Annotated in this window: 18 protein-coding genes; 6 read left to right on the top strand and 12 right to left on the bottom strand. The window is 72.7% G+C overall.

The window, feature by feature from the left end; translation table 11 throughout:
- Window positions 1-34: 34 nt before the first annotated feature.
- From OG965_RS09365 to OG965_RS09340, 6 genes are all read right to left on the bottom strand, one after another.
- Window positions 35-1,504, bottom strand: a complete 1,470-nt coding sequence (locus tag OG965_RS09365; protein ID WP_371651070.1) for an aldehyde dehydrogenase family protein — start codon at window positions 1,502-1,504, stop codon at window positions 35-37.
- Between the two features lie 107 nt (window positions 1,505-1,611).
- Window positions 1,612-2,754, bottom strand: coding sequence for an aromatic ring-hydroxylating dioxygenase subunit alpha (locus OG965_RS09360; protein ID WP_371651068.1), 1,143 nt, complete (start codon window positions 2,752-2,754; stop codon window positions 1,612-1,614).
- Complete coding sequence (gene solA, locus OG965_RS09355) at window positions 2,751-3,986, bottom strand: N-methyl-L-tryptophan oxidase (RefSeq protein ID WP_371651066.1); 1,236 nt, start codon at window positions 3,984-3,986, stop codon at window positions 2,751-2,753. The genes OG965_RS09360 and solA overlap by 4 nt, the downstream gene beginning before the upstream one ends.
- 68 nt (window positions 3,987-4,054) lie before the next feature.
- Window positions 4,055-6,520, bottom strand: a complete 2,466-nt coding sequence (locus OG965_RS09350) for an FAD-dependent oxidoreductase (protein ID WP_371651064.1) — start codon at window positions 6,518-6,520, stop codon at window positions 4,055-4,057.
- Between the two features lie 166 nt (window positions 6,521-6,686).
- On the bottom strand, window positions 6,687-7,490 hold the full coding sequence (locus tag OG965_RS09345) for an IclR family transcriptional regulator (RefSeq protein ID WP_371651063.1): 804 nt from the start codon (window positions 7,488-7,490) through the stop codon (window positions 6,687-6,689).
- Window positions 7,491-7,508: 18 nt separating this feature from the next.
- Complete coding sequence (locus OG965_RS09340; RefSeq protein ID WP_371651061.1) at window positions 7,509-7,994, bottom strand: hypothetical protein; 486 nt, start codon at window positions 7,992-7,994, stop codon at window positions 7,509-7,511.
- A gap of 350 nt (window positions 7,995-8,344) precedes the next feature.
- Between OG965_RS09340 and OG965_RS09335 the strand changes: the two genes are divergently transcribed.
- Genes OG965_RS09335 through OG965_RS09320 form a run of 4 tightly spaced genes read left to right on the top strand, consistent with a single transcriptional unit; the run spans window position 8,345 to window position 12,575 of the window.
- Window positions 8,345-11,089 carry a nitrate- and nitrite sensing domain-containing protein gene (locus OG965_RS09335; RefSeq protein ID WP_371651059.1) on the top strand — a complete coding sequence of 915 codons (2,745 nt, stop codon included), beginning with the start codon at window positions 8,345-8,347 and terminating at the stop codon, window positions 11,087-11,089.
- Window positions 11,086-11,526 (top strand): roadblock/LC7 domain-containing protein, encoded by a 441-nt coding sequence (locus OG965_RS09330; RefSeq protein WP_371651058.1) that lies wholly within the window; start codon window positions 11,086-11,088, stop codon window positions 11,524-11,526. Before OG965_RS09335 ends, OG965_RS09330 begins: the two co-directional genes overlap by 4 nt.
- Window positions 11,527-11,536: 10 nt before the next feature.
- Window positions 11,537-11,989 carry a DUF742 domain-containing protein gene (locus OG965_RS09325; protein ID WP_371651057.1) on the top strand — a complete coding sequence of 151 codons (453 nt, stop codon included), beginning with the start codon at window positions 11,537-11,539 and terminating at the stop codon, window positions 11,987-11,989.
- Entirely contained in the window at window positions 11,970-12,575 is a 606-nt protein-coding gene (locus tag OG965_RS09320; protein WP_371651055.1) for an ATP/GTP-binding protein, read from the top strand. Before OG965_RS09325 ends, OG965_RS09320 begins: the two co-directional genes overlap by 20 nt.
- A gap of 99 nt (window positions 12,576-12,674) precedes the next feature.
- Here the strand turns inward: OG965_RS09320 and glpK are convergent, their stop codons facing one another.
- The 5 genes from glpK to OG965_RS09295 form a co-directional block, all read right to left on the bottom strand.
- Window positions 12,675-14,186, bottom strand: coding sequence for a glycerol kinase GlpK (gene glpK, locus OG965_RS09315; RefSeq protein ID WP_371651053.1), 1,512 nt, complete (start codon window positions 14,184-14,186; stop codon window positions 12,675-12,677).
- Window positions 14,187-14,228: 42 nt separating this feature from the next.
- Window positions 14,229-14,954: an MIP/aquaporin family protein gene (locus OG965_RS09310; RefSeq protein WP_371651052.1), complete on the bottom strand. Its 726-nt coding sequence runs from the start codon at window positions 14,952-14,954 to the stop codon at window positions 14,229-14,231.
- A 305-nt stretch (window positions 14,955-15,259) separates the two neighbouring features.
- A complete protein-coding gene (locus tag OG965_RS09305; RefSeq protein ID WP_371651050.1) occupies window positions 15,260-16,456 on the bottom strand; it encodes a lipid-transfer protein in 1,197 nt (398 codons plus the stop codon).
- Window positions 16,453-16,881 (bottom strand): Zn-ribbon domain-containing OB-fold protein, encoded by a 429-nt coding sequence (locus tag OG965_RS09300; RefSeq protein WP_371656893.1) that lies wholly within the window; start codon window positions 16,879-16,881, stop codon window positions 16,453-16,455. The genes OG965_RS09305 and OG965_RS09300 overlap by 4 nt, the downstream gene beginning before the upstream one ends.
- Window positions 16,882-16,978: 97 nt before the next feature.
- Complete coding sequence (locus OG965_RS09295; protein WP_371651048.1) at window positions 16,979-17,785, bottom strand: M15 family metallopeptidase; 807 nt, start codon at window positions 17,783-17,785, stop codon at window positions 16,979-16,981.
- A gap of 92 nt (window positions 17,786-17,877) precedes the next feature.
- Here OG965_RS09295 and OG965_RS09290 point away from each other — a divergent pair, with 92 nt between their 5' ends.
- Window positions 17,878-18,414, top strand: a complete 537-nt coding sequence (locus OG965_RS09290) for an NUDIX domain-containing protein (RefSeq protein ID WP_371651046.1) — start codon at window positions 17,878-17,880, stop codon at window positions 18,412-18,414.
- Between the two features lie 152 nt (window positions 18,415-18,566).
- Here the strand turns inward: OG965_RS09290 and OG965_RS09285 are convergent, their stop codons facing one another.
- Window positions 18,567-20,933: a TIM-barrel domain-containing protein gene (locus OG965_RS09285; protein WP_371651045.1), complete on the bottom strand. Its 2,367-nt coding sequence runs from the start codon at window positions 20,931-20,933 to the stop codon at window positions 18,567-18,569.
- A 218-nt stretch (window positions 20,934-21,151) separates the two neighbouring features.
- Here OG965_RS09285 and OG965_RS09280 point away from each other — a divergent pair, with 218 nt between their 5' ends.
- Complete coding sequence (locus OG965_RS09280) at window positions 21,152-23,140, top strand: acetoacetate--CoA ligase (RefSeq protein WP_371651043.1); 1,989 nt, start codon at window positions 21,152-21,154, stop codon at window positions 23,138-23,140.
- Window positions 23,141-23,143: the final 3 nt, after the last annotated feature.

Raw genomic sequence — 23,143 nt, 5'->3', positions numbered from 1 at the left:
GGCGTGCGGTCGGACCGGTGGGTGCGGCGGTCGCTCAGTCGAACCAGCGCTGCGGGCGCGGCTCGGTGTTGCGCCAGATGTGCTTGGTCTCCTGGTATTCGGCGAGCCCGGCGAGACCGAGCTCACGGCCCGTCCCCGACTGCTTCATCCCGCCCCACTCGGCCTGCGGGACGTACGGGTGGAAGTCGTTGATCCACACCGTGCCCGCGCGCAGCCGGGCCGCGACGCGGCGCGCGCGGGCCTCGTCGCGGGTCCACACCGCTCCGGCCAGGCCGTAGATCGTGCCGTTGGCCAGCTCCAGGGCCTCGTCCTCGTCGCGGAACCGCTCGACGGTCAGCACCGGCCCGAACGACTCGTCCCGGACCACGGACATCGCGGCCGTGCACTCGTCCAGGACCGTCGGCAGGTAGTAGTGGCCGCCCGCGAGCGCCGGGTCGTCCGGTCGGGCGCCGCCGCAGCGCAGCACAGCGCCCTCGGCGAGCCCGGCCTCGACATACGCCTCGACCTTGGCGAGATGGCCCGCCGAGATCAGCGGGCCGGTGCGGGCCTGCTCGTCGAAGGGGCCGCCGAGCCTGATCAGCCGCGCCCGGCGCACCACTTCGTCGACGAAGCGGTCGTGCAGCGAGTCCTCCACCAGCAGGCGCGCGCCCGCCGAGCAGACCTGGCCGGAGTGCAGGAACACGGCGGTCAGCGCGTAGTCGACGGCCGTCTCGAAGTCGGCGTCGGCGAAGACGATGTTGGGGTTCTTGCCGCCGAGTTCCAGCGCGGTGCGCTTGACGGTGGCCGCCGCCGACGCCATCACGCGCCGCCCGGTGGTCAGTCCACCGGTGAACGACACCAGGTCCACGCGCTCGTCCTCGACCAGCGGCGCCCCGGCGGCGGAGCCGGTGCCCAGGACCAGATTGGCGACCCCGTCCGGCAGTCCGGCCTCGGTGAGCAGGCGCATCAGCATGATCGCGGTGTGCGGGGTCAGCTCGCTGGGCTTGAGGACGAAGGTGTTGCCCGCGCCGATGGCCGGCGCGACCTTCCACGCGGTCTGCAGCAGCGGGTAGTTCCACGGAGTGATCAGCGCGCAGACGCCGACCGGCTCGGTGACGGTACGGCTGTCCGTCACCGGGTTCCCGGTGTCGATGACCCGGCCGGGCTCCTGGGCCGCGACGAGGTGGCCGAAGTGGCGGAAGCAGTTGGCGATGTCCGCCATGTCGTACTCGGACTCGACCAGCCGCTTGCCGGTGTCCAGGGACTCGGCGCGGGCCAGCGCGGCCGCGTCACGCTCGATGAGGTCGGCGACGCGCAGCAGCAGCGCGGCCCGCTGGGCGGCGGGGGTTGTGGGCCAGGGGCCCCGGTCGAAGGCCTCGCGGGCGGCGGCCACCGCGGCCGCCGCGTCCTTGGGACCCGCCTCGTCGACCACGGCGACCTGCGAGCCGTCCGCAGGACAGCGGATCTCGCGGGTCTCCCCGTCGACGGCGGCGCTCCATCGGCCGCCGATGAACAGTTCAGGCATGACGCTCCTTGACTTCCTCAGTTCCCCCGGCCGCCCGGCGACAGCCGTGCGGCAGAGTCGGGGGCGCCGTGATCACGAGGCGCCCCGGGTCGCCGCTACCCAGGAATTCACACTTCAGACATGTGACGATTCAGACAGGTCAGAACCCACTCGTGGAAGGCCCGGATGTGGTGTTCGCTGGGAACCAGCACCCCGCCGTGCCGGTACGCCCGCGAATCCATGGCGGGCTGGGTGCGCTCGCACGCCTCGAAGTCCTGCGCGTTGACGCGGTGGAACAGCTCCACGGACCGGGAGACGTCGGCGCCGGACGCCACGACCTGCGGCGCGTACAGCCAGTCGCACTCGACGACCGTGCGGTCCACGGCCAGCGGGAACATCCGGTGGACGATCACGTGGTCGGGCACCAGGTTCACGAACACCTGCGGTTTCACGGTGATCGCGTAGTAGCGGCGGTCCTGTGCGTCCGCCAGACCCGCGAGGCGGCCGAAGCCCGCGCTGCCGTCCACGGTGAACCCCTCCGCGCCCCGCGCGAACTCGGCGCCGTGCCCCACGTAGTACTGGGCGGCGACCCCCTTGGCGAACTCCGGCAGTACGTGGGTGAGTTCGGGGTGGATCGTCGCGCAGTGGTAGCACTCCATGAAGTTCTCGACGATCAGCTTCCAGTTGGCGCGCACGTCGTACGAGATCCGGCGGCCCAGGGCCAGTTCCGCGGCCCGGTAGCGCTCGACCGCCGCCGGGTCGCCCAGGCGCTCGGTGGCCGCGCCGACCACCGTGTCCTCGAACGACGGCGGCTCCTCGGCCAGGCACACCCACGCGTAGCCGAGCCACTCGCGCAGCGCGACCCGCAGCAGCCCGCGCTCCTCGCGGTCCACGTCCGGCATCCGCGCCAGGTTCGGCGCGGCGACCAGTCTGCCGTCGAGGTCGTACGTCCAGGCGTGGTACGGGCACTGCAGGGTGCGCCGGACCGTGCCGCTCTCCTCGGCGCACACCCGGGCGCCCCGGTGCCGGCAGACGTTGAGGAACGCCCGCAGCACGCCCTCGCGCGTCCGCACCACCAGCACGTTCTCGCGGCCCACCTGGACCGTGCGGAAGGCGCCGGGTCTGTCGAGGTCGGCGGCGCGGACCGCGCAGAACCACAGCGCTTCGAAGATCCGCTCCTGCTCGCGGGCGAAGACCGCCGGGTCGCAGTAGAACCGGCCGGGCAGGGTCTCAAGCAGGCTCGGCGTGCGCTCGGCGGCCTCGGCGGTCATCGCGCGCCTCCACGGGCGTCGGCGGAGGTGCCCCCGGAGGTGCTTGCGGAGGTGCCCGCCCCCGCGCCCGTGTCCGCCTGCGCGCCGAACCTGTGCGGGTCGAAGAGCTCGATGGGGTGGGCCGTCGTACCGTCGAGCGCCAGGTCGGCGAGGATCTCGCCGACCACCGGCACGAACTTGAAGCCGTGCCCCGAGAAGCCGCAGGCCACGGTGGCGGTCCCCGTGTGCGCCGGGTGCGGCGCGATCACGAAGTGCTCGTCCGGAGTGTTCGAGTACATGCAGGTCACGGCCCGCAGGAACGTTCCGGGCAGGGTGGGGGTCACCCGGCGCATGGCCGTCGCCATCTCCTCGACCTCGGCCGGGGCCACCGTACGGTCGATGGTGGCGGGCGTGCAGGGGGCGCCGTTCTTGCGGAAGAACGCCACCTTGACGCCTCCCGAGGGCTCGTCGATGGCCGGGAACCCGTACACCTGGACCCCGTCCGCCTCCTCCCACACGAAGACCGGCTGGCGCTCCGGGAGGAACGGTTCGGTGCCGCCCTCGGGCCCGAACCAGTACATGACCTGCCGCTCGACCCGGACCGGCACACCGAGGTCCGCGAGCAGCTCGGGCGCCCAGGCACCCGGACAGATCACCAGGTGGCCCGCCGTGTAGCTGTTCTCGGCCGTGTGGACGCGGACCCCGCGCCCGCCCGGCAGCTCCTCCCAGCGGGTCACCGGCTCCTCGAAGTGGAGCTCGGCGCCCGCCTTGGTGGCGAGCTGGAGATGGGCAGCCACAGTGGTCTCGGGCCGCAGCAGCCCGGCCCGCGCCTCGTAGAGCGCCACCTCGTCGTCGAGCGGGTTCATGGCGGGGAAGCGGCGGCGGATCTCGCGGGCGTCCAGCATCTCGTGCGGCAGATCCCACTGCCGGGCCGAGCGCACCGCGCCCGCGACCGTACGGCAGTCGGGGCGGCCCACCATCATCCCGCCGCACAGCAGCGCTATCTCGCGCCCCGAATCCCGCTCGATCCGCTCGTACAGCTCGTACGCCCGCAGCAGCAGCGGCACGTACGCCGGGTCCTCGAAGTAGGACTGCCGGGTGATCCGCGAGCCGCCGTGGCTGGAGCCGTGCGCGTGCACCGGGCCGAACCGCTCCAGGCCGAGGACGCGCACGCCGCGCGCGGCGAGATGCTGGGCGGCGGCCGAACCCATGCCGCCGAGGCCGAGAACGATCACGTCGTACGTCGGAGCCATGGTTCCTCCCGGAGGGGTCGGTGCCCGGCCGGGCACGCCTCGTGACGCCGTTCACCGCGGGACGCCGTTCACCGCATGAGGTGAGCCATCCGCGGGTCGAACAGCGGCTCTTCGGAGACGGTCGCGGGGACCTTCTCGCCGAAGTACTCGACATGGACCGCCGTGCCCGGCGCCAGGACGGGCAGCCAGGCGTACGCGACGCACCGGCCGACCGTGTAGCCGTACGCGGCGCTGGTGACGTAACCGGCGGGCACACCGTCGACCAGCACCGGCTCGCCGCCGAGGACCACCGCCGAACGGGAGTCCAGGGTCAGACAGGTGAGCCGGCGCTTCACGGCCTCGGGGTCGCCGAGCGCCGCGCGGCCGATGAACTCGCCCTTGCCGAGCCGGACCGCGAAGCCGAGCCCCGCCTCGTACGGGGTGTGCTCGGCCGTCATGTCGCGGCTCCAGGCTCGGTAGCCCTTCTCCAGGCGCAGCGACTCGAAGGCGCTGCGGCCCGCCGCGACCGCGTCGAGCCGCCGCCCCGCGTCCCAGAGCGTGTCCCACAGCCGCAGCCCGAGATCGGCGCTGGTGTACAGCTCCCAGCCCAGCTCGCCGACGTAGCTCAGCCGCAGCGCGGTGACCGGGACGTTCCCGATGACCGTCTCCTTCGCCCGGAAGTAGCCGAACGCGGTGTGCGAGAAGTCGTCGCGGGTCAGGGGCTGCACCAGCTCACGGGCGAGCGGGCCCCAGACGCCGACGCAGCAGGTGCCGGAGGTGATGTCCCGGACGGACACGGAGTCCGGCGCGTGCGCGAGCAGCCAGTCCAGGTCGGCGGGGGAGTTGGCGCCCACCTGGAAGCGGTCGGGGCCCAGGCGCGCCACGGTCAGATCGGACCGGATCCCGCCCGCCTCGTCGAGCAGCAGCGTGTACGTCACCGAACCCGGCTTCTTCTCCAGCTGGTTGGTCGTCATCCGCTGCAGGAACGCCAGGGCGCCGCGCCCGGTCACCTCCAGGCGCCGCAGCGGGGTCATGTCGTACAGCGCGACCCGCTCGCGCGTCGCCTTCGCCTCCGCGGCCGCGATCGGCGACCAGTACCGCGCCGACCACGCGTCGCGCACGGGGATGTGCAGCCCGTCCACCAGGGGCGCGTTCGTCTCGTACCAGTGCGGCCGCTCCCAGCCGCCGCCCTCCAGGAAGTACGCCCCCAGCTCGCGCTGGCGTACGTGGAAGGGGCTGGTCCGCAGCGGGCGCGGGCGCTCCATCGGCTGGAGCGGATGGATGACGTCGTACACCTCGACGAAGCTCTGGGCCGCCCGCTCCTCGATGTACCGCGGAGTGAGCTGCACGTCCTCGAAGCGCCGGATGTCGCAGGCGTGCACGTCGAGCGACGGGCGGCCGTCCGTCATCCACTCGGCGACCGCCCTGGCCACCCCCGCCGAGTGCGTCACCCACACCGCCTCGGCCAGCCAGAACCCGCGCAGCTCCCGGGACTCGCCGAGCAGCGGCATACCGTCGGGCGTGAAGGAGAAGACGCCGTTGAAGCCGTGCGCCACCGCGCTGTGCGCGAGCTCGGGCAGCAGCGCCGTGGCGTCCGCCCAACTCGGCGCGAAGTCCTCCGGGGTGAAGGCGAGCGAGGAGGGCATGACGGGCGCGTCGTCGTACGCCGGGACCGCGAACGGGTCCACCGGCAGCGGCCGATGGGCGTACGAGCCGATGCCGAGCCGTGCCCCGTCCGCGTCCGGGTGCGCACGGAAGTACAGGTCGCGGTCCTGGTGGCGCAGGATCGGCAGCGCGGCCGCCGCCCGTGCGGTGAGTCCGGCCAGCGGGGCGGTCGTCGCGTACTGGTGGGCGAGCGGCAGCAGCGGCACGGTCACCCCGGCCAGCCGACCGATCACCGGGCCCCAGAACCCGGCGGCCGAGACCACGAGATCGGCCGGGAAGCGACCCCGGTCGGTGACGACGGCGGTGACGCGGCCGTCCTCCCGCTCGATGGCCGTGACCGTGTGCCGCGCCAGGAACCGGGCGCCCCGGGCCTGTGCGCGTGCCCGCAGCGCCCGGGAGGCGAGCACCGCGTCGGCGAGCCCGTCGTCGGGGGTGTGGAAGCCGCCGAGGACCTTCTCCACGTCGAGCGGCGGCCACAGCGCCCTGCACCGGTGCGCGGTGAGCAGCTCGCCCCGCACGCCCCAGGCGGCCGCGACGCCCACCTTGCGGTGCAGATCGGCCCAGCGCTCCCGGGTGGTGGCGACCTCAAGCCCGCCGACCGCCCGGAAACAGGGCTCGCCGTCCACGCTCAGCCCGCGCAGCGTGTCCACCGTGTACGCCGCGAAGGCCGTCATCGTCCTGGAGGCATTGGTCTGGAAGACGAGGCCGGGCGCGTGCGAGCTGGACCCGCCCGGCGCGGGCAGCGGCCCCTGCTCCACGACAGTGACGTGCGACCAGCCCCGTGCGGTGAGCTCGTCGGCGAGCGAACAGCCCACGATCCCGGCGCCGATGACGACTACGCGCGCGTGGGCGGGATCGGGTGCGGGGGCGGTGCGGATCTCGTGAGACACGGCCTCACCCTCCTGTTGCGCAGAGCACTACCGGTTGCGCGATGTGAGACATCCTGAGGACGGCCCAGGAGAGCGTCAAGAGGGTCTGACCGGTCGTCGGCCGAGGGCTACCGAGCCATGAATTCGCCTGGCGGAAAAGGACTGTGACGTATGGTCAGCCCGCGTGTTACCCGGGATGACCCATGCGGCGCGAGAGGTCCCGAGCGGCCTCCATGACGTGCTCGGCGACCTCCGGGAGCGACTCCCGCGGCATCCGGTACGCCGGGCCCGAGACCCCGATCGCGCCGATGACCGAGCCGTCGTGGCCGCGCACCACCGCCCCCAGGGCGTTGAGCCCGTCCTCCAGCTCCTCGGCCGTCCGCGCGTACCCCCGCTCCACCACCCGGGCCAGCTCGGCGCGGAGAACGGCCGGATCCGTGACGGTGTGCGTGGTGAAGCGCGCCAGCCCTTCGGCCAGCAGTGCCTCGCGGCGCTCCTCCGGGAGATGGGCGAGCAGCGCCTTGCCGCTAGCGGTCGCGTGGAGCGGGGTGCGCCTACCCAGCCAGTTGAACGCTGTGACGGCCGCCGCGCCGCGCGCCTGCATGATGTTGACGGCCGCGTCGCCGTCGAGCACGGCGACGTTGGCGGTCTCGCCCGTGACGTCCGCGAGCGCGCGGCAGACCGGCACGCCCTCCTGCGAGATGTCGAGCCGCACGGCCGCGGCACCGGCCAGGCGCAGCATCCCGGCGCCCAGGAAGTACTTCCCCCGCTCCTTCTCCTGGCCGACCAGACCCCGGTTCTCCAGCGCGCCGAGCAGCCGGAACGCGGTCGACTTGTGCACCCCCAACTCATCGGCGATCTCGGTGACTCCGGCCTCGCCGAGCCGGGCCAGCGCCTCAAGGACGCTGACCGCGCGGTCGACCGACCGCAGTGCCCCGGCGCCGCCCCGTCGTCTGCCCGCGGCCGCGTCCGGCTCCTGCACCTCACCCACCAGCACTCCTCCGGGCCGCTATGCCCGGGAGAGGCTGCCCGTCTCGCTCTGGCCTATTCGGCCGGTCCCCGACCTCTCGGCTGCACGGGCCGCACCACGCCGCACCCGGCGCCGCTCCCGGCGCAGTTGGCGCGCGGTGCTGCTCGGCACCGACACCACGCCGTTGCGCTGGTTCCACACCTGGCGGGTGACCCACACGTCCAGGACCGCCCAGGTCGCCACCACCGTGCTCGCCACGCTGCTGAGGACCATCGGGAAGGCCAGCCAGGAACCCGCCACCGTGCACAGGAACGCGATCACCGCCTGGATCAGCGTGAACGCGACGATCAGCACCGAGCGCACCGCCGCGTTCCTGATCGGATCGGGCAGCCGCGGCCGGATCGCGGGCTCCTCCACCCACAGCGGCGGCAGTTCGCCCGCGCCGCGTCCGCCGCCGCTCCGCCCGCTGTCGTCATGCCTGCCGTCCGCGCGCGAGCCCTCCGATGCCACACGGTCCGCACTCATGCCTTCAGTGCCCATGGATACTCACTCCCCACCACCGGCGCATCGATGCCTCCCGATGCGAACGGGTCCGTACATCCCGTCACAACCCCCGTACAGAAGGACGAACGGAACTCCCCGAAGTTCCCCGGATTTGCGTGGAAGGCAGAATTCCAGCCATCCGGGCCGGTACGGGAACCACTGGCCCTACGGGTGTCCTCGGCCACACTCGGTAGGTGATCTCCCGTAATACCAGGACAACCCATGATCAACTCCTGTGAGGGCGGCCGAAAATCGTCCGGACGTGCCTTCGAGTTGTCTGTGTGGCAGTAGTAGGCTCGCGCCGTTTGTTGACGGTTGATCTGGGGGAGGCCATGCGCTTTCGCGGGAAGTCCATCCGCAGGAAGATCGTGGCGTTGCTGCTGGTGCCGCTCGTCTCCCTCACCGCTCTCTGGGGATTCACGACCTACATCACCGGCCGCGAGGCCAACGAGCTCCTGAACGTCACGTACATCGTGGACAAGGTCGGCTCGCCGATGGAGGACACGGTTCAGGTCATCCAGGAGGAGCGCCGTCAGACGCTCGTCTACCTGGCCGACCAGCGAGCCTCCGACGCGCTCGCCGCGCTGCAGAGCCGCCGCCGGGACACCGACCGCGCGGTGGCGAAGATTCGTTCCGCCGCCGACGACTCCCAGGTGCGCGACGATCTGCGCCCGGCGGCCAGGTCGCGGCTGAAGACCGTCCTCCAGGAGTTCGACGGCATCGGTGATCTGCGTCGGCAGATCGACCGGCGCAGCGTCAACCGCACCCAGGCGCTGGAGGCTTACAGCGGAGTCATCGAGCCCTGCTACACGTTCCTGACCAATCTCCACGCGCTGGAGAACGTCGACATGGACAAGCAGGGCCGCGCGGTCGTGGGCCTGGCCCGGGCGCGCGAGATGCTGGCGCGCGAGGACGCCCTGATCGCCTCCTCGCTGGTCGCGCCGCCGCAGTTCACCTGGAACGAACTGCGCGAGGTGGTCAACCTGGTGGCCAACCGCACGCTCCTGTACGAGATAAGCCTGGAGAACCTGCCCGGCGGCGAACGCGAGATCTTCGAGCGGTTCTGGGCCGCCGCCGGCTCCGAGTCGCTGCGCGCCGCCGAGCAGAACATCATCACCGCGGGCCCCACCAAGAACCCGCGCGTCGACCTGGCCCGCTGGCAGCAGACCGCGACCCCGCTGCTCTCGCGTCTCTCGCAGGCCGTCTCCGACGCCGACGACCGCTACCGCGACCGCGTCCACCCGGTCGCCTTCAACGTCCTCATCAAGGCCGGTGTCGCGGGCGTCCTCGGCTTCCTCGCCCTGGTCTTCTCGCTCTTCCTCTCCGTCCGCATCGGCCGCGAGCTGATCCGCGACCTCACCCGCCTCCGCAAGGAGGCGCACGAGGTGTCCGGCGTGCGCCTGCCGAGCGTGATGCGCCGCCTCGCCGCCGGCGAACACGTCGACGTCGAGACCGAGGCGCCGCGCCTGGACTACGAGAAGGACGAGGTCGGCCAGGTCGGCCAGGCCCTCAACACCCTTCAGCGCGCGGCCGTCGAGGCCGCCGTCAAACAGGCCGACGTGCGGCGCGGGGTGGCCGAGGTGTTCGTCAACCTGGCCCGCCGCAACCAGGTCCTCCTCCACCGCCAGCTCACGCTCCTCGACACCATGGAGCGCCGCACCGAGGACACCGACGAGCTCGCCGACCTCTTCCGGCTCGACCACCTCACCACCCGTATGCGCCGTCACGCCGAGGGCCTGGTGATCCTCTCCGGCGCCGCCCCGTCCCGCCAGTGGCGCAAGCCCGTCCAGCTGATGGACGTCGTCCGGGCGGCCGTGGCCGAGGTCGAGGACTACGAGCGCATCGAGGTCCGCAGGCTGCCCCGGCTCGGCGTGGGCGGCCCGGCCGTCGCGGACCTCACCCACCTGGTGGCCGAACTCCTGGAGAACGCCACGGTGTTCTCGCCCCCGCACACCGCCGTCCAGGTGCACGGCGAGCGGGTGGCCAACGGCTTCACCCTGGAGATCCACGACCGGGGCCTGGGCATGACGCCCGAAGCGCTCCTCGACGCCAACCTGCGGCTCGCCGAGACCCCCGAGTTCGAGCTCTCCGACACCGACCGGCTCGGCCTGTTCGTGGTCAGCCGGCTCGCCCAGCGGCAGAACGTCCGCGTCTCGCTCCAGCCCTCCCCGTACGGCGGCACCACGGCCGTCGTGTTCATTCCGGCGGCCCTGCTCACCGACGCGCCGGACACCAACGGCACCGGCTTCCGCCTCGACCGCAAGGCGGCCCACGGCGACGCGGCCGGGCGCCGCGAGCGCGACGGCGGACCCCGCGCGCTCTCCCCGCTCCCGGTGGGCATCCCCGACCGCGCCGTGCTCGACGGGCCGGTCGAACTGGAGGCACCCGTGGACCCGTTGGAGCCGGTCGCCCCGCACGTCCTGGGTGCCGACCAGCGGGACGACGCCCGCACCGGCTTCCTCGGTGCGCCCCGCGGGGTCCCGGCCGAGCACCGGCAGCACGAGCAGGCGGCCGACGAAGGCGCCGGAGCCCCGGTCCAGCCGTTCGGCCCCGTACCGCTGCCGCGCCGCCGCCCGCCCGCGCCGACGCTGGTCAGCGACCACGGGCGCCGGGTCGACGACCAGCCGGGCCGCGACCACCCGTCGCCCGCGGCGGAGCCGGTCCGTCCGGCCGGGCCGACTCCGGAGCGGCGGCGGGCCGACGCGCTGCGCGCCAGCGGGCTCGTCCCGGCCCCGGCGCCCGAGCCGCTGCGGCGGCCCGCTCCCGGCCCCGAGAGCGCCGACGGAACCGGTCCGCAGGGCGCTCTGCCCCGCCGGGTCCGCCAGGCCAGCCTCGCCCCCCAGCTGAAACAGACCTCCGCCGAGCCCGCGGACCGCACCGGGCCGGGCGGCCCGGGCGCTCAGCCGCAGCCCGAGCGCGACGCAGAGGAAGTGCGCAACCGTATGGCGTCGATGCAGCGTGGCTGGCAGCGCGGGCGTCGGCACAACGCGATGACCAGCGCAGAGACCACAGCCGACGGGCCCGACCAGGCCCTGGGCGACGTACGACGTTATACATCGGAGGGGGACGGTCGATGACCGCACCGAAGTCCGCAGCACAGGACGTCATCGGGAAGGGCGCCGGGGAACTCAACTGGTTGCTGGACGAGTTGGTCGACCGGGTCGGTTCCATCCGTAAGGCGCTCGTCCTGTCCAGCGACGGCCTGCCCACCGGCACGTCGAGGGATCTGACGCGGGAGGACGGCGAGCACCTGGCCGCCGTGGCCTCCGGTTTCCACAGCCTCGCCAAGGGGGTCGGCCGCCACTTCGACGTGGGCGGGGTCCGCCAGACCGTCGTGGAGCTCGACGACGCCTTCCTGTTCGTGACCGCCGCCGGCGACGGCAGCTGTCTGGCCGTCCTGTCCGACGCCGAGTCGGACGTCGGCCAGGTGGCGTACGAGATGACCCTGATGGTCAAGCGGGTCGGGGCCCACCTCACCACGGCACCACGGACCGGCCTGCCCACCGCAGGGTGAGCGCGACGGTATGAGTGAAGCAGACCAGCGGGCGCCGGCGAACGGCCCGCAGCAGCCGGACCGGGTGCCGCAGCAGTCGCCGCCCCGGCAGCACCACTGGTTCGACGACGACGCGGGACCGGTGGTGCGGCCGTACGCGATGACCCGCGGCCGCACCACCAGCGTCGGTCAGCACCGCCTCGACCTGATCGCGGTGGTGGTGCCCGAACCGGCCGCCGACGACCCGGGGCGGGACCACTCGCTCTCGCCCGAACACGTCGAGATCGTCGAGCGCTGCGTCGGCACCCCGCAGTCCATCGCCGAGCTCGCCGCCGGACTCGACCTGCCCGTCGGGGTGGTCCGCGTCCTGGTGGGCGATCTCGTCCAGGACCAGCTGGTGCACGTCTCCCGACCCGTTCCGCCGGCCGAGCTGCCGGACGAGTCCCTTCTCCGCGAGGTGATCAATGGCCTTCGGGCGCTCTAGCCGCAGGAAGCGGCCCGTCGAACCGGTGACGCTCAAGATCCTGGTGGCGGGCGGCTTCGGAGTCGGCAAGACCACTCTGGTGGGCGCGGTCAGCGAGATCCGGCCGTTGCGCACCGAGGAGCGGCTCAGCGAGGCCGGGCGGCCGGTCGACGACGTCGCGGGCGTGGAGGCGAAGAACACCACCACCGTCGCGATGGACTTCGGGCGCATCACCCTCCGCGAGGACCTGGTGCTGTACCTGTTCGGCACGCCCGGACAGGACCGCTTCTGGTTCCTCTGGGACGAGCTGGCGCAGGGGGCGCTGGGCGCGGTGGTCCTCGCGGACACCCGCCGCCTGGAGGACTCCTTCGCGGCGATCGACTACTTCGAGCGCCGGGGGCTGCCCTTCACCGTGGCCGTCAACTGCTTCGACGACGCGGCCCGTTACCCGGCCGACGCCGTGCGCTCCGCGCTCGACCTCGACCCGGACGTGCCGCTGATCATGACGGACGCGCGCGACCGCGAGGCCGTCAAGGACGTGCTGGTCGCGGTCGTGGAGCACGCGATGGTCCTCTCCGAGCGCAGACGCCGGCCGGTCTCGATCTGAGGCCCCCGCGCAGGGACACGGCCCGTACCCCCACCGACTGGGGTACGGGCCGTGCGTCTTGGGGGAGTTGCCGCTCCCGTGCCCTCGGGGCCGAGGCGGCTACTTCCCGTCCTCCTCGTGCCAGCCGAGGCTGCGCTCCACCGCCTTGCGCCAGTTGCCGTACTCGCGCTCGCGCAGCTGCGCCTCCATGGCGGGCACCCACTCCACGTCCTTCTGCCAGTGCGCCTTGAGCTCGTCCAGGCCCGCCCACACCCCGGTGGCGAGCCCGGCCGCGTAGGCGGCGCCCAGACAGGTCGTCTCGGAGACCTTCGGCCGGATCACGGGCACGCCGAGCACATCCGCCTGATGCTGCATCAGGAGCTTGTTGACGGTCATCCCGCCGTCGACCTTGAGCGTGGTGATCCGTACCCCGGAGTCCTGGTACATCGCGTCCACCACCTCGCGGGTCTGCCAGCTGGTGGCCTCCAGGACCGCGCGGGCCAGGTGCGCCTTGGTGACGTACCGGGTCAGGCCGGTGATGACACCGCGCGCGTCCGAGCGCCAGTAGGGCGCGAACAGGCCGGAGAAGGCGGGCACGATGTAGGCGCCGCCGTTGTCCTCGACGCTCGCGGCGAGCGTCTCGATCTCGTTGGCGCTGCGGATGAGGCCGAGCTGGTCCCGGAACCACTGGACCAGGGCTCCGGTGATCGCGATCGAGCCCTCCAGGCAGTAGACCGGCGCCTGGTCACCGATCTTGTAGCCAACGGTGGTGATCAGGCCGCTCTTGGAGGGCACGGGCCGGCCGCCGGTGTTGAGCAGCAGGAAACTCCCGGTCCCGTACGTGTTCTTGGCCGTCCCGGTGTCGTAGCAGGCCTGCCCGAAGATCGCCGCCTGCTGGTCGCCGAGCGCGGACGCCACCGGCACGCCCGCCAGTTGGCCCACCGCCGTCCCGTACACCTCGGCCGAGGACCGGATCTCCGGAAGGATCGCCTCCGGTACGTTCATCGCGGCCAGGATCGAGGAGTCCCACTCCAGGGTCTCCAGATTCATCAGCATGGTCCGCGAGGCGTTGGTGACGTCGGTGACGTGCACTCCGCCGGCCGTGCCGCCGGTCAGGTTCCAGATCAGCCAGGAGTCGACGGTCCCGAACGCGATCTCGCCGCGCTCGGCGCGGGTCCGCAGCCCCGGGACGTTGTCGAGCAGCCAGGCCGCCTTCGGCCCGGAGAAGTAGCTGGCCAGCGGCAGCCCGGTGGCGTCCCGGAAGCGGTCCTGGCCGTCCCCGGCGCCGAGTTGGGCACAGAGCGCGGAGGTCCTGGTGTCCTGCCAGACGATCGCGTTGTGCACGGGCTTGCCGGTCGCCCGGTCCCACAGGACCGTCGTCTCGCGCTGGTTGGTGATGCCGAGCGCGCTGAGCTGTTCCGCGCGCATCCCGGCCTTGGCCAGCGCGCCCGCGACCACGGCCTGCACCTTGGACCAGATCTCGGTGGCGTCGTGCTCGACCCAGCCGGGCTTCGGGAAGATCTGGCGGTGCTCGCGCTGGTCCACGGCGACGATGGCGCCGCTCTGGTCGAAGATGATGCAGCGGCTGGACGTGGTGCCCTGGTCGATGGCTGCGACGAACTTCTCCGTCATGGCTACCCCTAGGTCTGAAGGCTGCGGTGGCGCGGCGCGTGCTCAGAAGGCCGCGTGGTGGATGAGGCCGCCGAGGGCCCCGCCGGCCAGCGGTCCCGCCACCGGTATCCAGGCGTAACCCCAGTCCGACGTCCCCTTGCGGGGGATCGGCAGCACGCTGTGCACCAGGCGCGGGCCGAGGTCGCGGGCCGGGTTGATGGCGTACCCGGTGGGCCCGCCGAGGGAGAGTCCGATGCCGACGACGAGCAGCGACACGATCAGCACCGTGCCGCCGGATTCGCCCAGGCCCTCGGTGTCGCCGAAGGCGAGCACGGGCAGCACCAGGCCCACCGTGGCGATGATCTCGGTGACCAGATTGGCGGCCGGATTCCTGATCTCGGGGATCGTCGAGAAGATGCCGAGCGTCGCAACGGCGCCGTCCCGCTCGGAGTTGGCCCGGAACTGGGCGAAGTACACGAGGTAGGCGAGGACCGCGCCGAGCATCGCACCGGTCAGCTGGCCCAGGACGTAGAGCCAGACCTTGTCCCACTCGCCGGTGTCGACGGCGACGCCGACCGTCACCGCCGGATTGAGATGGCCGCCCGACAGAGGCGCCGCGGTGTACGCCCCGGCCAGCACGCCGAAGCCCCAGCCGAAGGCGATGACCACCCAGCCGGCGCCCCTCGCCTTGGAGTGGTTGAGCGTGACCGCCGCGCAGACCCCGGCGCCGAAGAGGATCAGGATCGACGTGCCGATGACCTCACCGAGGAAGATGTCTCCGTTGCTCATGGCTGCTCCTATGCCCTCGCCCGGGGCGTGGCCCGGTCCGCCGTGCAGGGTGCGTGCTTTCCCATGGCTGCGGAGCCGGTGGTGAGGGTCCGCTGGACCCCGCCCGGCATCCGTGACGAGCGTGCTGGTCTGGCGGAATCGCCCTGTGGGGGAGCGGCCCGGCGACCGCGTGCGACGGCACGCGGCCGGGAGCCGAGGAACGGCGAAGCCGAGAGACAACGGGAAGTGTTCACCGGCCGTGATGGAGCGTCAAGGTCGCCGACAGCAACGGCTACCGGGGTACGGACGCAGCGGCGGCCGGGAGTTCAGCGCACCGCGATCACCGACGAGCCGTGCCCGAACAGCCCCTGATTGGCGGTGATCCCGGCCCGTGCCCCGTCGATCTGCCGCTCGCCCGCCGTGCCGCGCAGCTGCCGGGTGAGCTCGCAGACCTGCGCGATGGCCTGGGCGGGCACCGCCTCGCCGAACGATGCGAGCCCCCCGCTCGCGTTGACCGGAACGCGACCGCCGAGCGCTGTCACGCCCTCCCGTACGAGCTTCGCGCCCTCCCCGGCGCCGCACAGCCCCAGATCCTCGTACCACTCCAGCTCCAGGGCGGTCGACAGGTCGTACACCTCGGCCAGCGACAGGTCCTCGGGCCCGATCCCGGCCTCCTCGTAGGCGGCCCGTGCGATGGAGGCGCGGAAGGAGTACGGCGAGGGCTCCGCCGCGACCGCCGAGTCGGTGGCGATGTCCGGCAGGTCCAGGACCGTGTTCGGGTAGGTGGGCGTGACCGTGGACACGGCTCGTATACGGACCGGGTCGAGCGCCCCGTGCCGGCGCGCGTAGTCCATGCCGCACAGCACCAGGGCGGCCGCCCCGTCGGAGGTCGCGCAGATGTCGAGCAGCCGCAGCGGATCGGCGACCACGGCCGAGGCGGCGACCTCCTCGGCGGTCACCGCCTTGCGGTAGCGGGCGTACGGGTTGAGCGCGCCCGCCGCCGCGTTCTTCACCTTGACCAGCGCGAAATCATCGATGGTGTCCCCGTGCAGGGCCATGCGGCGGCGGGCGTAGAGACCGAAGTAGGCCGGGTTGGTGGCGCCCAGGACCCGGAAGCGCAGCCAGTCGGGATCGTCCGGCCGCTCGCCGCCCGCCGGGGCGAAGAACCCCTTGGGCGCCGCGTCGGCGCCCACCACGAGCACCACCTCGGCCATCCCGGAGAGGATCTGCGCCCGCGCGGTGTTGATCGCCTGCGCCCCGGACGCGCAGGCCGCGTACACGCTCGTCACGCGCGCGCCCTGCCAGCCGAGGGCCCGTGCGAAGGTCGCCCCGGCCACATACCCGGGGTAGCCGCCGCGCACGGTCTCCGCGCCGACCACGGACCGCACGTCCGGCCAGTCGAGCCCGGCGTCGGCGAGCGCGGCGTGGGCCGCGACCGTCCCGTACTCGATGAAACTCCTGCCCCATTTGCCCCAGGGGTGCATCCCGGCGCCGAGGACCGCGATGTCGTCCGTGCCGCTCATGCGCTCGCCCCCACGGGCCGCCAGTGCCAGGTCGTCCAGACGGTCCCGGCGTCCTCGTCGAGCACGCCGGGCACCACCTCGACCTCCATTCCGACGGCGAGGTCGGCGGTGGTCACACCCGGCACGGCCTGTCCCAGGACGACCATCCGCTCGGCCTCCAGCTCCACGGCGACCAGTGTGTACGGCTGCCAGACGGCCTCGGGGTCGGAGACATAGGGCGCGGGCGGCCGGTAGCGCCCGTCGGTGTACGACCAGACGCGCCCGCGCCCGGAGAGCGGCACCTCGGTCAACTCCCGCCCGGAGCAGGCGGGGTTGCGGCAGAAGGAGTCCTCGCGGGGGAAGAACACGGAGGCGCAGGCGGAGCACCGGGTGCCGAGCAGCCGGAACCCCTGATCCTCCGCCTCCGTGAACCAGCCCGCCACCACGGGCGTGCGCGTGCGCGTCAAAACCCCTCCCGGCCTCGAATCTGACGGAACGTCAGAAGTGTGCCACGGGCGGCCGCGCTCCGGCAGGGGGCGTCGCTCAGCGGTGGCCGGCCACCGAGCGCCACGCCACCGGGAAGTCGAAGTAGGTGTCCGGGAACGGCTCCGGCTGGAAGGTGTAGTGCCACCACTCCTGGGGGATCCCGACGAACCCGGCGGCCTGGAGCGTGCCCTTCAGGAGCTGGCGGTTGGCGCGCTGGACGCCCTGGATGCGGGGGTCGTCGGTGTGCGACAGGGTGTCGAAGCAGTCGAAACCGGTGCCCATGTCGACGGAGTTGTCGGGGAAGCGCTGGTCCTTCGGTGCGAAGCACGGCACGAGCGGCTGGCCGGGGCGGTAGGGCGGGGTCGGCCACGCGGGCAGCCGGACGATGGTGACGTCGATCGAACTGCCCCGGCTGTGCCCGGACTTGGCCGCGATGTACACGTCCTCGAACAGCCTCGACTTGTCGACAAGAGGATAGAACTCGGTCTTCATCCGCTGGTCGTCGAGGTCCTTCGCCCACTCCACGAAGGTGTCGACGGCCCGCTGCGGCCGATAGCAGTCGTACACCTTCAGCGAGTAGCCCTCGCGGAGCAGTTTCAGCTGCGCCTGGTGCAGTGCCTGGGCCGCCTGGCGGGTCAGGATGCACACCGGCTGGCGGTAGCCGTCGATCGGCCGGCCCACGAAGTTGTGCGGCGTGATGTAGCGCATCTCCTGGATGATCGTCGGGTCCACGGTGGCCAGCGCCACGAACTCGGCGGGTGCCTTGGGTTCGGGCGTGGCCCGGGCCGCGGGCGAGGCGGCGGTCACGGCGAGCAGGGCGGCGGCAGCGGCGACGAGGTCGCGCACGGTCGATCTGAGTGTCATGTGCACACCCTTCATTGCTCAACGGGTCGTAGAAAAGGGGGAGTTGGGGCAATGTGATCCGATGGCCGAATGTATTCGGTTAAAGTCCGCGCGTGACCGGGACCTCGAAGACCTCGAAGCAGCCTGTGAAGGACTCGCACTGCACCGCGTGCGGATCGCCCTACCCCTCGGCCTCGGCCTGCTGGCCCCGCCCCTGCGCGGCCTGCGGGACCGTCACCTATCGCAACCCGTTGCCGGTCGCCGTCGCCCTCCTTCCCGTGGAGGACGCGCGCGGTACGGGACTCGTCGTCATCACCCGCGCGGTGGAACCCCATATCGGCCGCTCCGCCCTGCCCGGCGGCTTCGTCGACGACGGCGAGCTGTGGCAGGAGGCGGTCGTCCGCGAGCTGTACGAGGAGACCGGAATAGAAGCCTCCGCCTCCGATGTACGCCTCGTGGACGCGCTCAGCTCCCCGCACCACGTCCTCCTGTTCGGCCTGCTCCCCGCCCGCGCCGCAGCCGAACTCCCACCGCCCGCCCCGACCGACGAGACCGCGGGCTGGCGGGTGCTCCGCCGCCCCGAGGAACTGGCGTTTCCGCTGCATACGCAGGTGGTACGGGGGTGGTTCGCCGGGGGCGAGAGGGGGTGAGGGGGGCGGGGCGGCGGGGCGTTGAGGGGGGGGCGAGAGTCGGCGGCTCTCGCTGAGGGCCAGCCGCGCTCGCTGAAGAGTGGCGGCCACTCGCTGAGCGCAGCCCCATCGGCACAGGCTGGCCGCACTCGCCTCGCGGCGCCAAGCGCAGGTCACCCCACCCCACGGCCCTCACCCCGTACCCGCACCGCGTACCCCACCTCCCGCGTCGCCCCCTCGTCCGTGATCCGCTCCACCACCACCCGGCCGCCCGCCGTACGGGTGGTGAAACGCTCCACCACCGCCTGCCCCCACCCGTCGCCCGCGTCCCGTACGACGAGGCCGCCGCCGGTGCGCCCGGCCGCCGGGGCCCACACCTCCAGCTCCACCTCGCCCTGCGCGCCGCGCACCGGGATGACGGAACCGGCCCTGGCCAGCACCGGGATACGGGCCAGGGGCGCGTCCACGAGGACCTGGCAGGGGCCCTCGTGGGGCTCCTCGGTCGCCGTGTCGTACCAGCGGCCGCGCGGCAGCCGCACCGCCCGCCGGTCCGTGCCCCGCTCGAAGACGGGCGCCACCAGCAGCGCGTCACCGAGCAGGAACGCGTCCTCGCAGTCCCGCAGCGCCTTGTCGCCCGGCGTGCCCCACCACACGGGCCGTGCGTAGGGCGCCCCGGTCAGCCGGGCGAGCTGCGCCAGCGTCATGAAGTACGGGTGCAGCCGCTCCCGCTCGGTCAGCGCCACGCGCGCGTGGCCGAGCACCTCGGGACCGAACTCCCACGGCTCCCGGCGCCCGGCCCAGATCGCCGAGTGCGTACGGAAGAACGGCAGCCGGGCCGCCAGCTGCAACCAGCGCAGATACAGCTCCGGCGACGGGGTGCCGCTGAATCCGCCCACGTCCGGGCCCGAGTACGGCACCCCGCACAGCCCGAGTCCGAGCACCAGGGCGAGCGAGGCCCGCAACCCCGGCCAGCCGGTGCTCACATCACCCGACCAGGTGCCCCCGTAGCGCTGCATCCCGACCCAGCCGGAGCGGCTGAACAGAAAAGGACGGTCGTCGGGGCGCAGCCTGCGCAAACCCTCGTAGCCCGCCCGCGCCATGGTCAGGCCGTACACGTTGTGGGCCTCGCGGTGGTCGCCGCCCCGGCCCTCCAGCACGTGCCGCGCCGAGCGGGGCAGGGTCGGATCGCCGAAGGGCGCGAACGACGTCGGCTCGTTCATGTCGTGCCACACCCCGGCGAAGCCCTGGTCCAGCCGCTCCTGGTAGAGCCCGCCCCACCACTCACGCGCGCGTGGATCGGTGAAGTCGGGATACACGCACTCGCCCGGCCAGACCACGCCCCGCACCTCGTCGCCGCGCGCGTCCCGCACGAACGCGTCCGCCGCGAGCCCGCTCTCGTACACGGCGTTGCCGCGCTGCGCCTTCACCGCCGGATCGACGATCGACACCAGCCGCACACCCTCCTCGGCCAGGTCCTTGGCGAGGCGGGGCAGATCCGGGAAGCGCTCGCGGTCGACCGTGAACACCTGGTGGGCGTCGTAGTGGTCGATGTCCAGATGGAGCGCGGACAGCGGCAGCCCGTGTTCCCGGTACCCGGCGACGACCCGCCGCACCTCGGCCTCGCTGCCGAAACCCCAGCGGGCGTGTTGCGGGCCCAGCGCCCAGGACGGCGGCAGCGCGGGCGCGCCGGTCAGCGCCGTCCACCCCTGCAGCACGCGCGCGGGGGTGCCCACCACCACCCAGCAGCGCAACGGCCCGCCCTCCATCCGCAGCTCGCTGCTCCCGGCCCGGTCATGACCGGAACCGGCACCCTCCTCGCCCTCGCGGAGCAGGACCCGGCCGTCCCAGGCGTTGTCGTAGAACGCCAGATGGGTCCCGGCGTCCGCCACCACCAGCTGCACCGGCATCGTGATGTACAGCGGGTCGTCGCCGGGGGCGAAGCCGCCGCGCGGGTCCGTGTTCCACAGCCGGTACGCCCCGTCGCGCAGCCGGGGGCCGTCCGCGCGCCCGCCGAGCCCGAACACACGCGCGTCGGCGGCCACTTCGGAGCGCTGCACCCAGCGCGCGGGACCGCCGCCGACCGGCTCCCACCAGCGCGGCGGCAGCTCGCGGCGGAGCACCACCCCGCCGGGGGTGCGCACCTCCACCGCCCCGTGCCGGGACACCGCCACCATCACCCGTTCGGAGACCACCCGCCAGCCGCCGTCCGTATCGGGCTCCAGGGCGGCGCGCGCGTCGGGCTCGGGCGCGGGCCCTGACAGCGCGTACGACGGCTCGGGGCCGGCTCCGTCCCAGCCCCAGAACACGGCGCCGCCCGCCGCCACCCGCACCTCCAGCTCGGAGCGCGCGAACCGCACCACGCCGCCACCCGGCCGGGGCTCCGCGTCCCGTACCTGACCGGGTACCCGGGCGCGCTCGGGCCCGCGCGCGGGCAGCCCCCAGGCGTCCGCACGGCGCCGCCGCAGGGCCGAGCGGACCGCCCGCAGCCCCTGTACCGAGCCGACCGCCTTCACCGAGCGCACCAGGTCATTGCCGTCCATGCGGCTCACCCTGCCATCCGGATCATGAGCTGTGTGCTCCGTTCAACTTCCGTTCACCCGTGGTGGCACCACATCGTCAGGTGCCCGACTATGGGCGGCACACCCTGGTGCGGAAGACGATCACATGGCATCGTCCCTGTGAGCCGCCGCATGCGCACACCCCTACGCGTGTGCGCGCGGCACACGCACACCACGCGTACCAGCCCGGGAGCCGACCCATGACCTCACCAGCGAACGCCGCGCCGCAGCCCGCGCCCCTGTGGCAGCCGGGCCCCGACCGCATCGCCGGGGCGCGGATCACCGCGTTCCAGACCTGGGCCGCCGAGCGCTACGGCGCACCTGCCGAGGGCGGCTACGCGGCGCTGCACCGCTGGTCCGTCACCGAACTCGACACCTTCTGGAAGGCCGTCGCCGACTGGTTCGAGGTGCGCTTCTCGACCCCGTACGAGACGGTGCTCGCCGACCGGTCGATGCCGGGCGCCCAGTGGTTCCCCGGCGCCACCCTCAACTACGCCGAGCACGCGCTGCGCACCGCCGAGGACCCGGCCCGCGCCGACGACGCCGCGCTCCTGCACGTCGACGAGACGCACGAGTCCGTCGCCACCAGCTGGGCGGAGCTGCGCCGCCAGGTCGGCTCGCTCGCCGCCGAGCTGCGCGCCCTCGGCGTACGGCCCGGGGACCGCGTCAGCGGATATCTGCCGAACGTCCCACAGGCCGTCACCGCGCTCCTGGCCACCGCGGCCGTCGGCGCCGTGTGGACGTCCTGCGCCCCCGACTTCGGCGCGCGCAGCGTCCTCGACCGGTTCCAGCAGGTCGAACCCGTCGTCCTGTTCACCGTCGACGGCTACCGCTACGGCGGCAAGGAGCACGACCGCACCGACGTCGTCGCGGAGCTCCGCCGCGAACTGCCCACCCTGCGCGCCGTCGTCCACATCCCATTGCTCGGCACCGCTGCCCCCCAGGGAACTCTCGAATGGTCTTCGCTCACTGAGAGTGACAACGAGCCGGTCTTCGAGCAAGTTCCCTTCGACCACCCGCTCTGGGTTCTCTACTCCTCCGGCACGACCGGCCTGCCCAAGGCCATCGTCCAGTCCCAGGGCGGCATCCTCCTCGAACACTTCAAACAGCTCGGCCTCCACTGCGACCTGGGCCCCGAGGACCGTTTCTTCTGGTACACCTCCACCGGCTGGATGATGTGGAACTTCCTCGTCTCCGGCCTGCTGACCGGCACCACGGTCGTTCTGTACGACGGCAGCCCGGGCTTCCCGGAGACCGGCGCCCAGTGGGGCGTCGCCGAGCGGACCGGCGCCACCCTCTTCGGCACCTCAGCCGCGTACGTGATGGCCTGCCGCAAGGCCGGTGTGCACCCGTCCCGCGACCACGACCTCTCGCGCGTGAAGTGCGTCGCCACCACCGGCTCGCCGCTCCCGCCCGACGGCTTCCGCTGGCTCCACGACGAGGTCCGCGAGGACCTGTGGATCGCGTCCGTCAGCGGTGGCACCGACGTGTGCTCCTGCTTCGCGGGCGCCGTCCCGACGCTCCCCGTGCACATCGGCGAGCTCCAGGCCGCCTGTCTGGGCACGGACCTGCAGGCCTGGGACCCGCAGGGCAAGCCGGTCGTGGGCGAGGTGGGCGAGCTGGTCGTGGTCAACCCGATGCCCTCCATGCCGATCCGCTTCTGGAACGACCCGGACGGCAGCCGCTACCACGACAGCTACTTCGAGATGTTCCCCGGCGCGTGGCGCCACGGCGACTGGATCACGATCACCGACCACGGCTCGGTGGTCATCCACGGCCGCTCCGACTCCACCCTCAACCGCCAGGGCGTCCGCATGGGTTCGGCCGACATCTACGAAGTCGTCGAACGCCTCCCGGAGATCCGTGAATCCCTGGTCATCGGCCTCGAAGAGCCGGACGGCGGCTACTGGATGCCGCTCTTCGTCCACCTCGCCGAGGGCGCGGTCCTGGACGACGCCCTCCGTACGAAGGTCAAGCAGGCGATCCGGGAGCAGCTCTCCCCGCGCCATGTCCCGGACGAGATCATCGAAGTCCCGGGCGTTCCGCACACGTTGACGGGCAAGCGCATCGAGGTGCCGGTCAAGCGCCTTCTCCAGGGCACACCCCTGGAGAAGGCGGTCAACCCGGGCTCGGTCGACAACCTCGACCTCCTCCGCTTCTACGAAGCGGTCGCCCGCAAGCACGGCTGACAA

Origin of the sequence: Streptomyces sp. NBC_00224, from assembly GCF_041435195.1 — a bacterium.
Lineage (GTDB): Bacteria > Actinomycetota > Actinomycetes > Streptomycetales > Streptomycetaceae > Streptomyces.
Note: the sequence above shows the minus strand (reverse complement) of the source record. Positions and strands in the feature narration are given on the sequence as shown.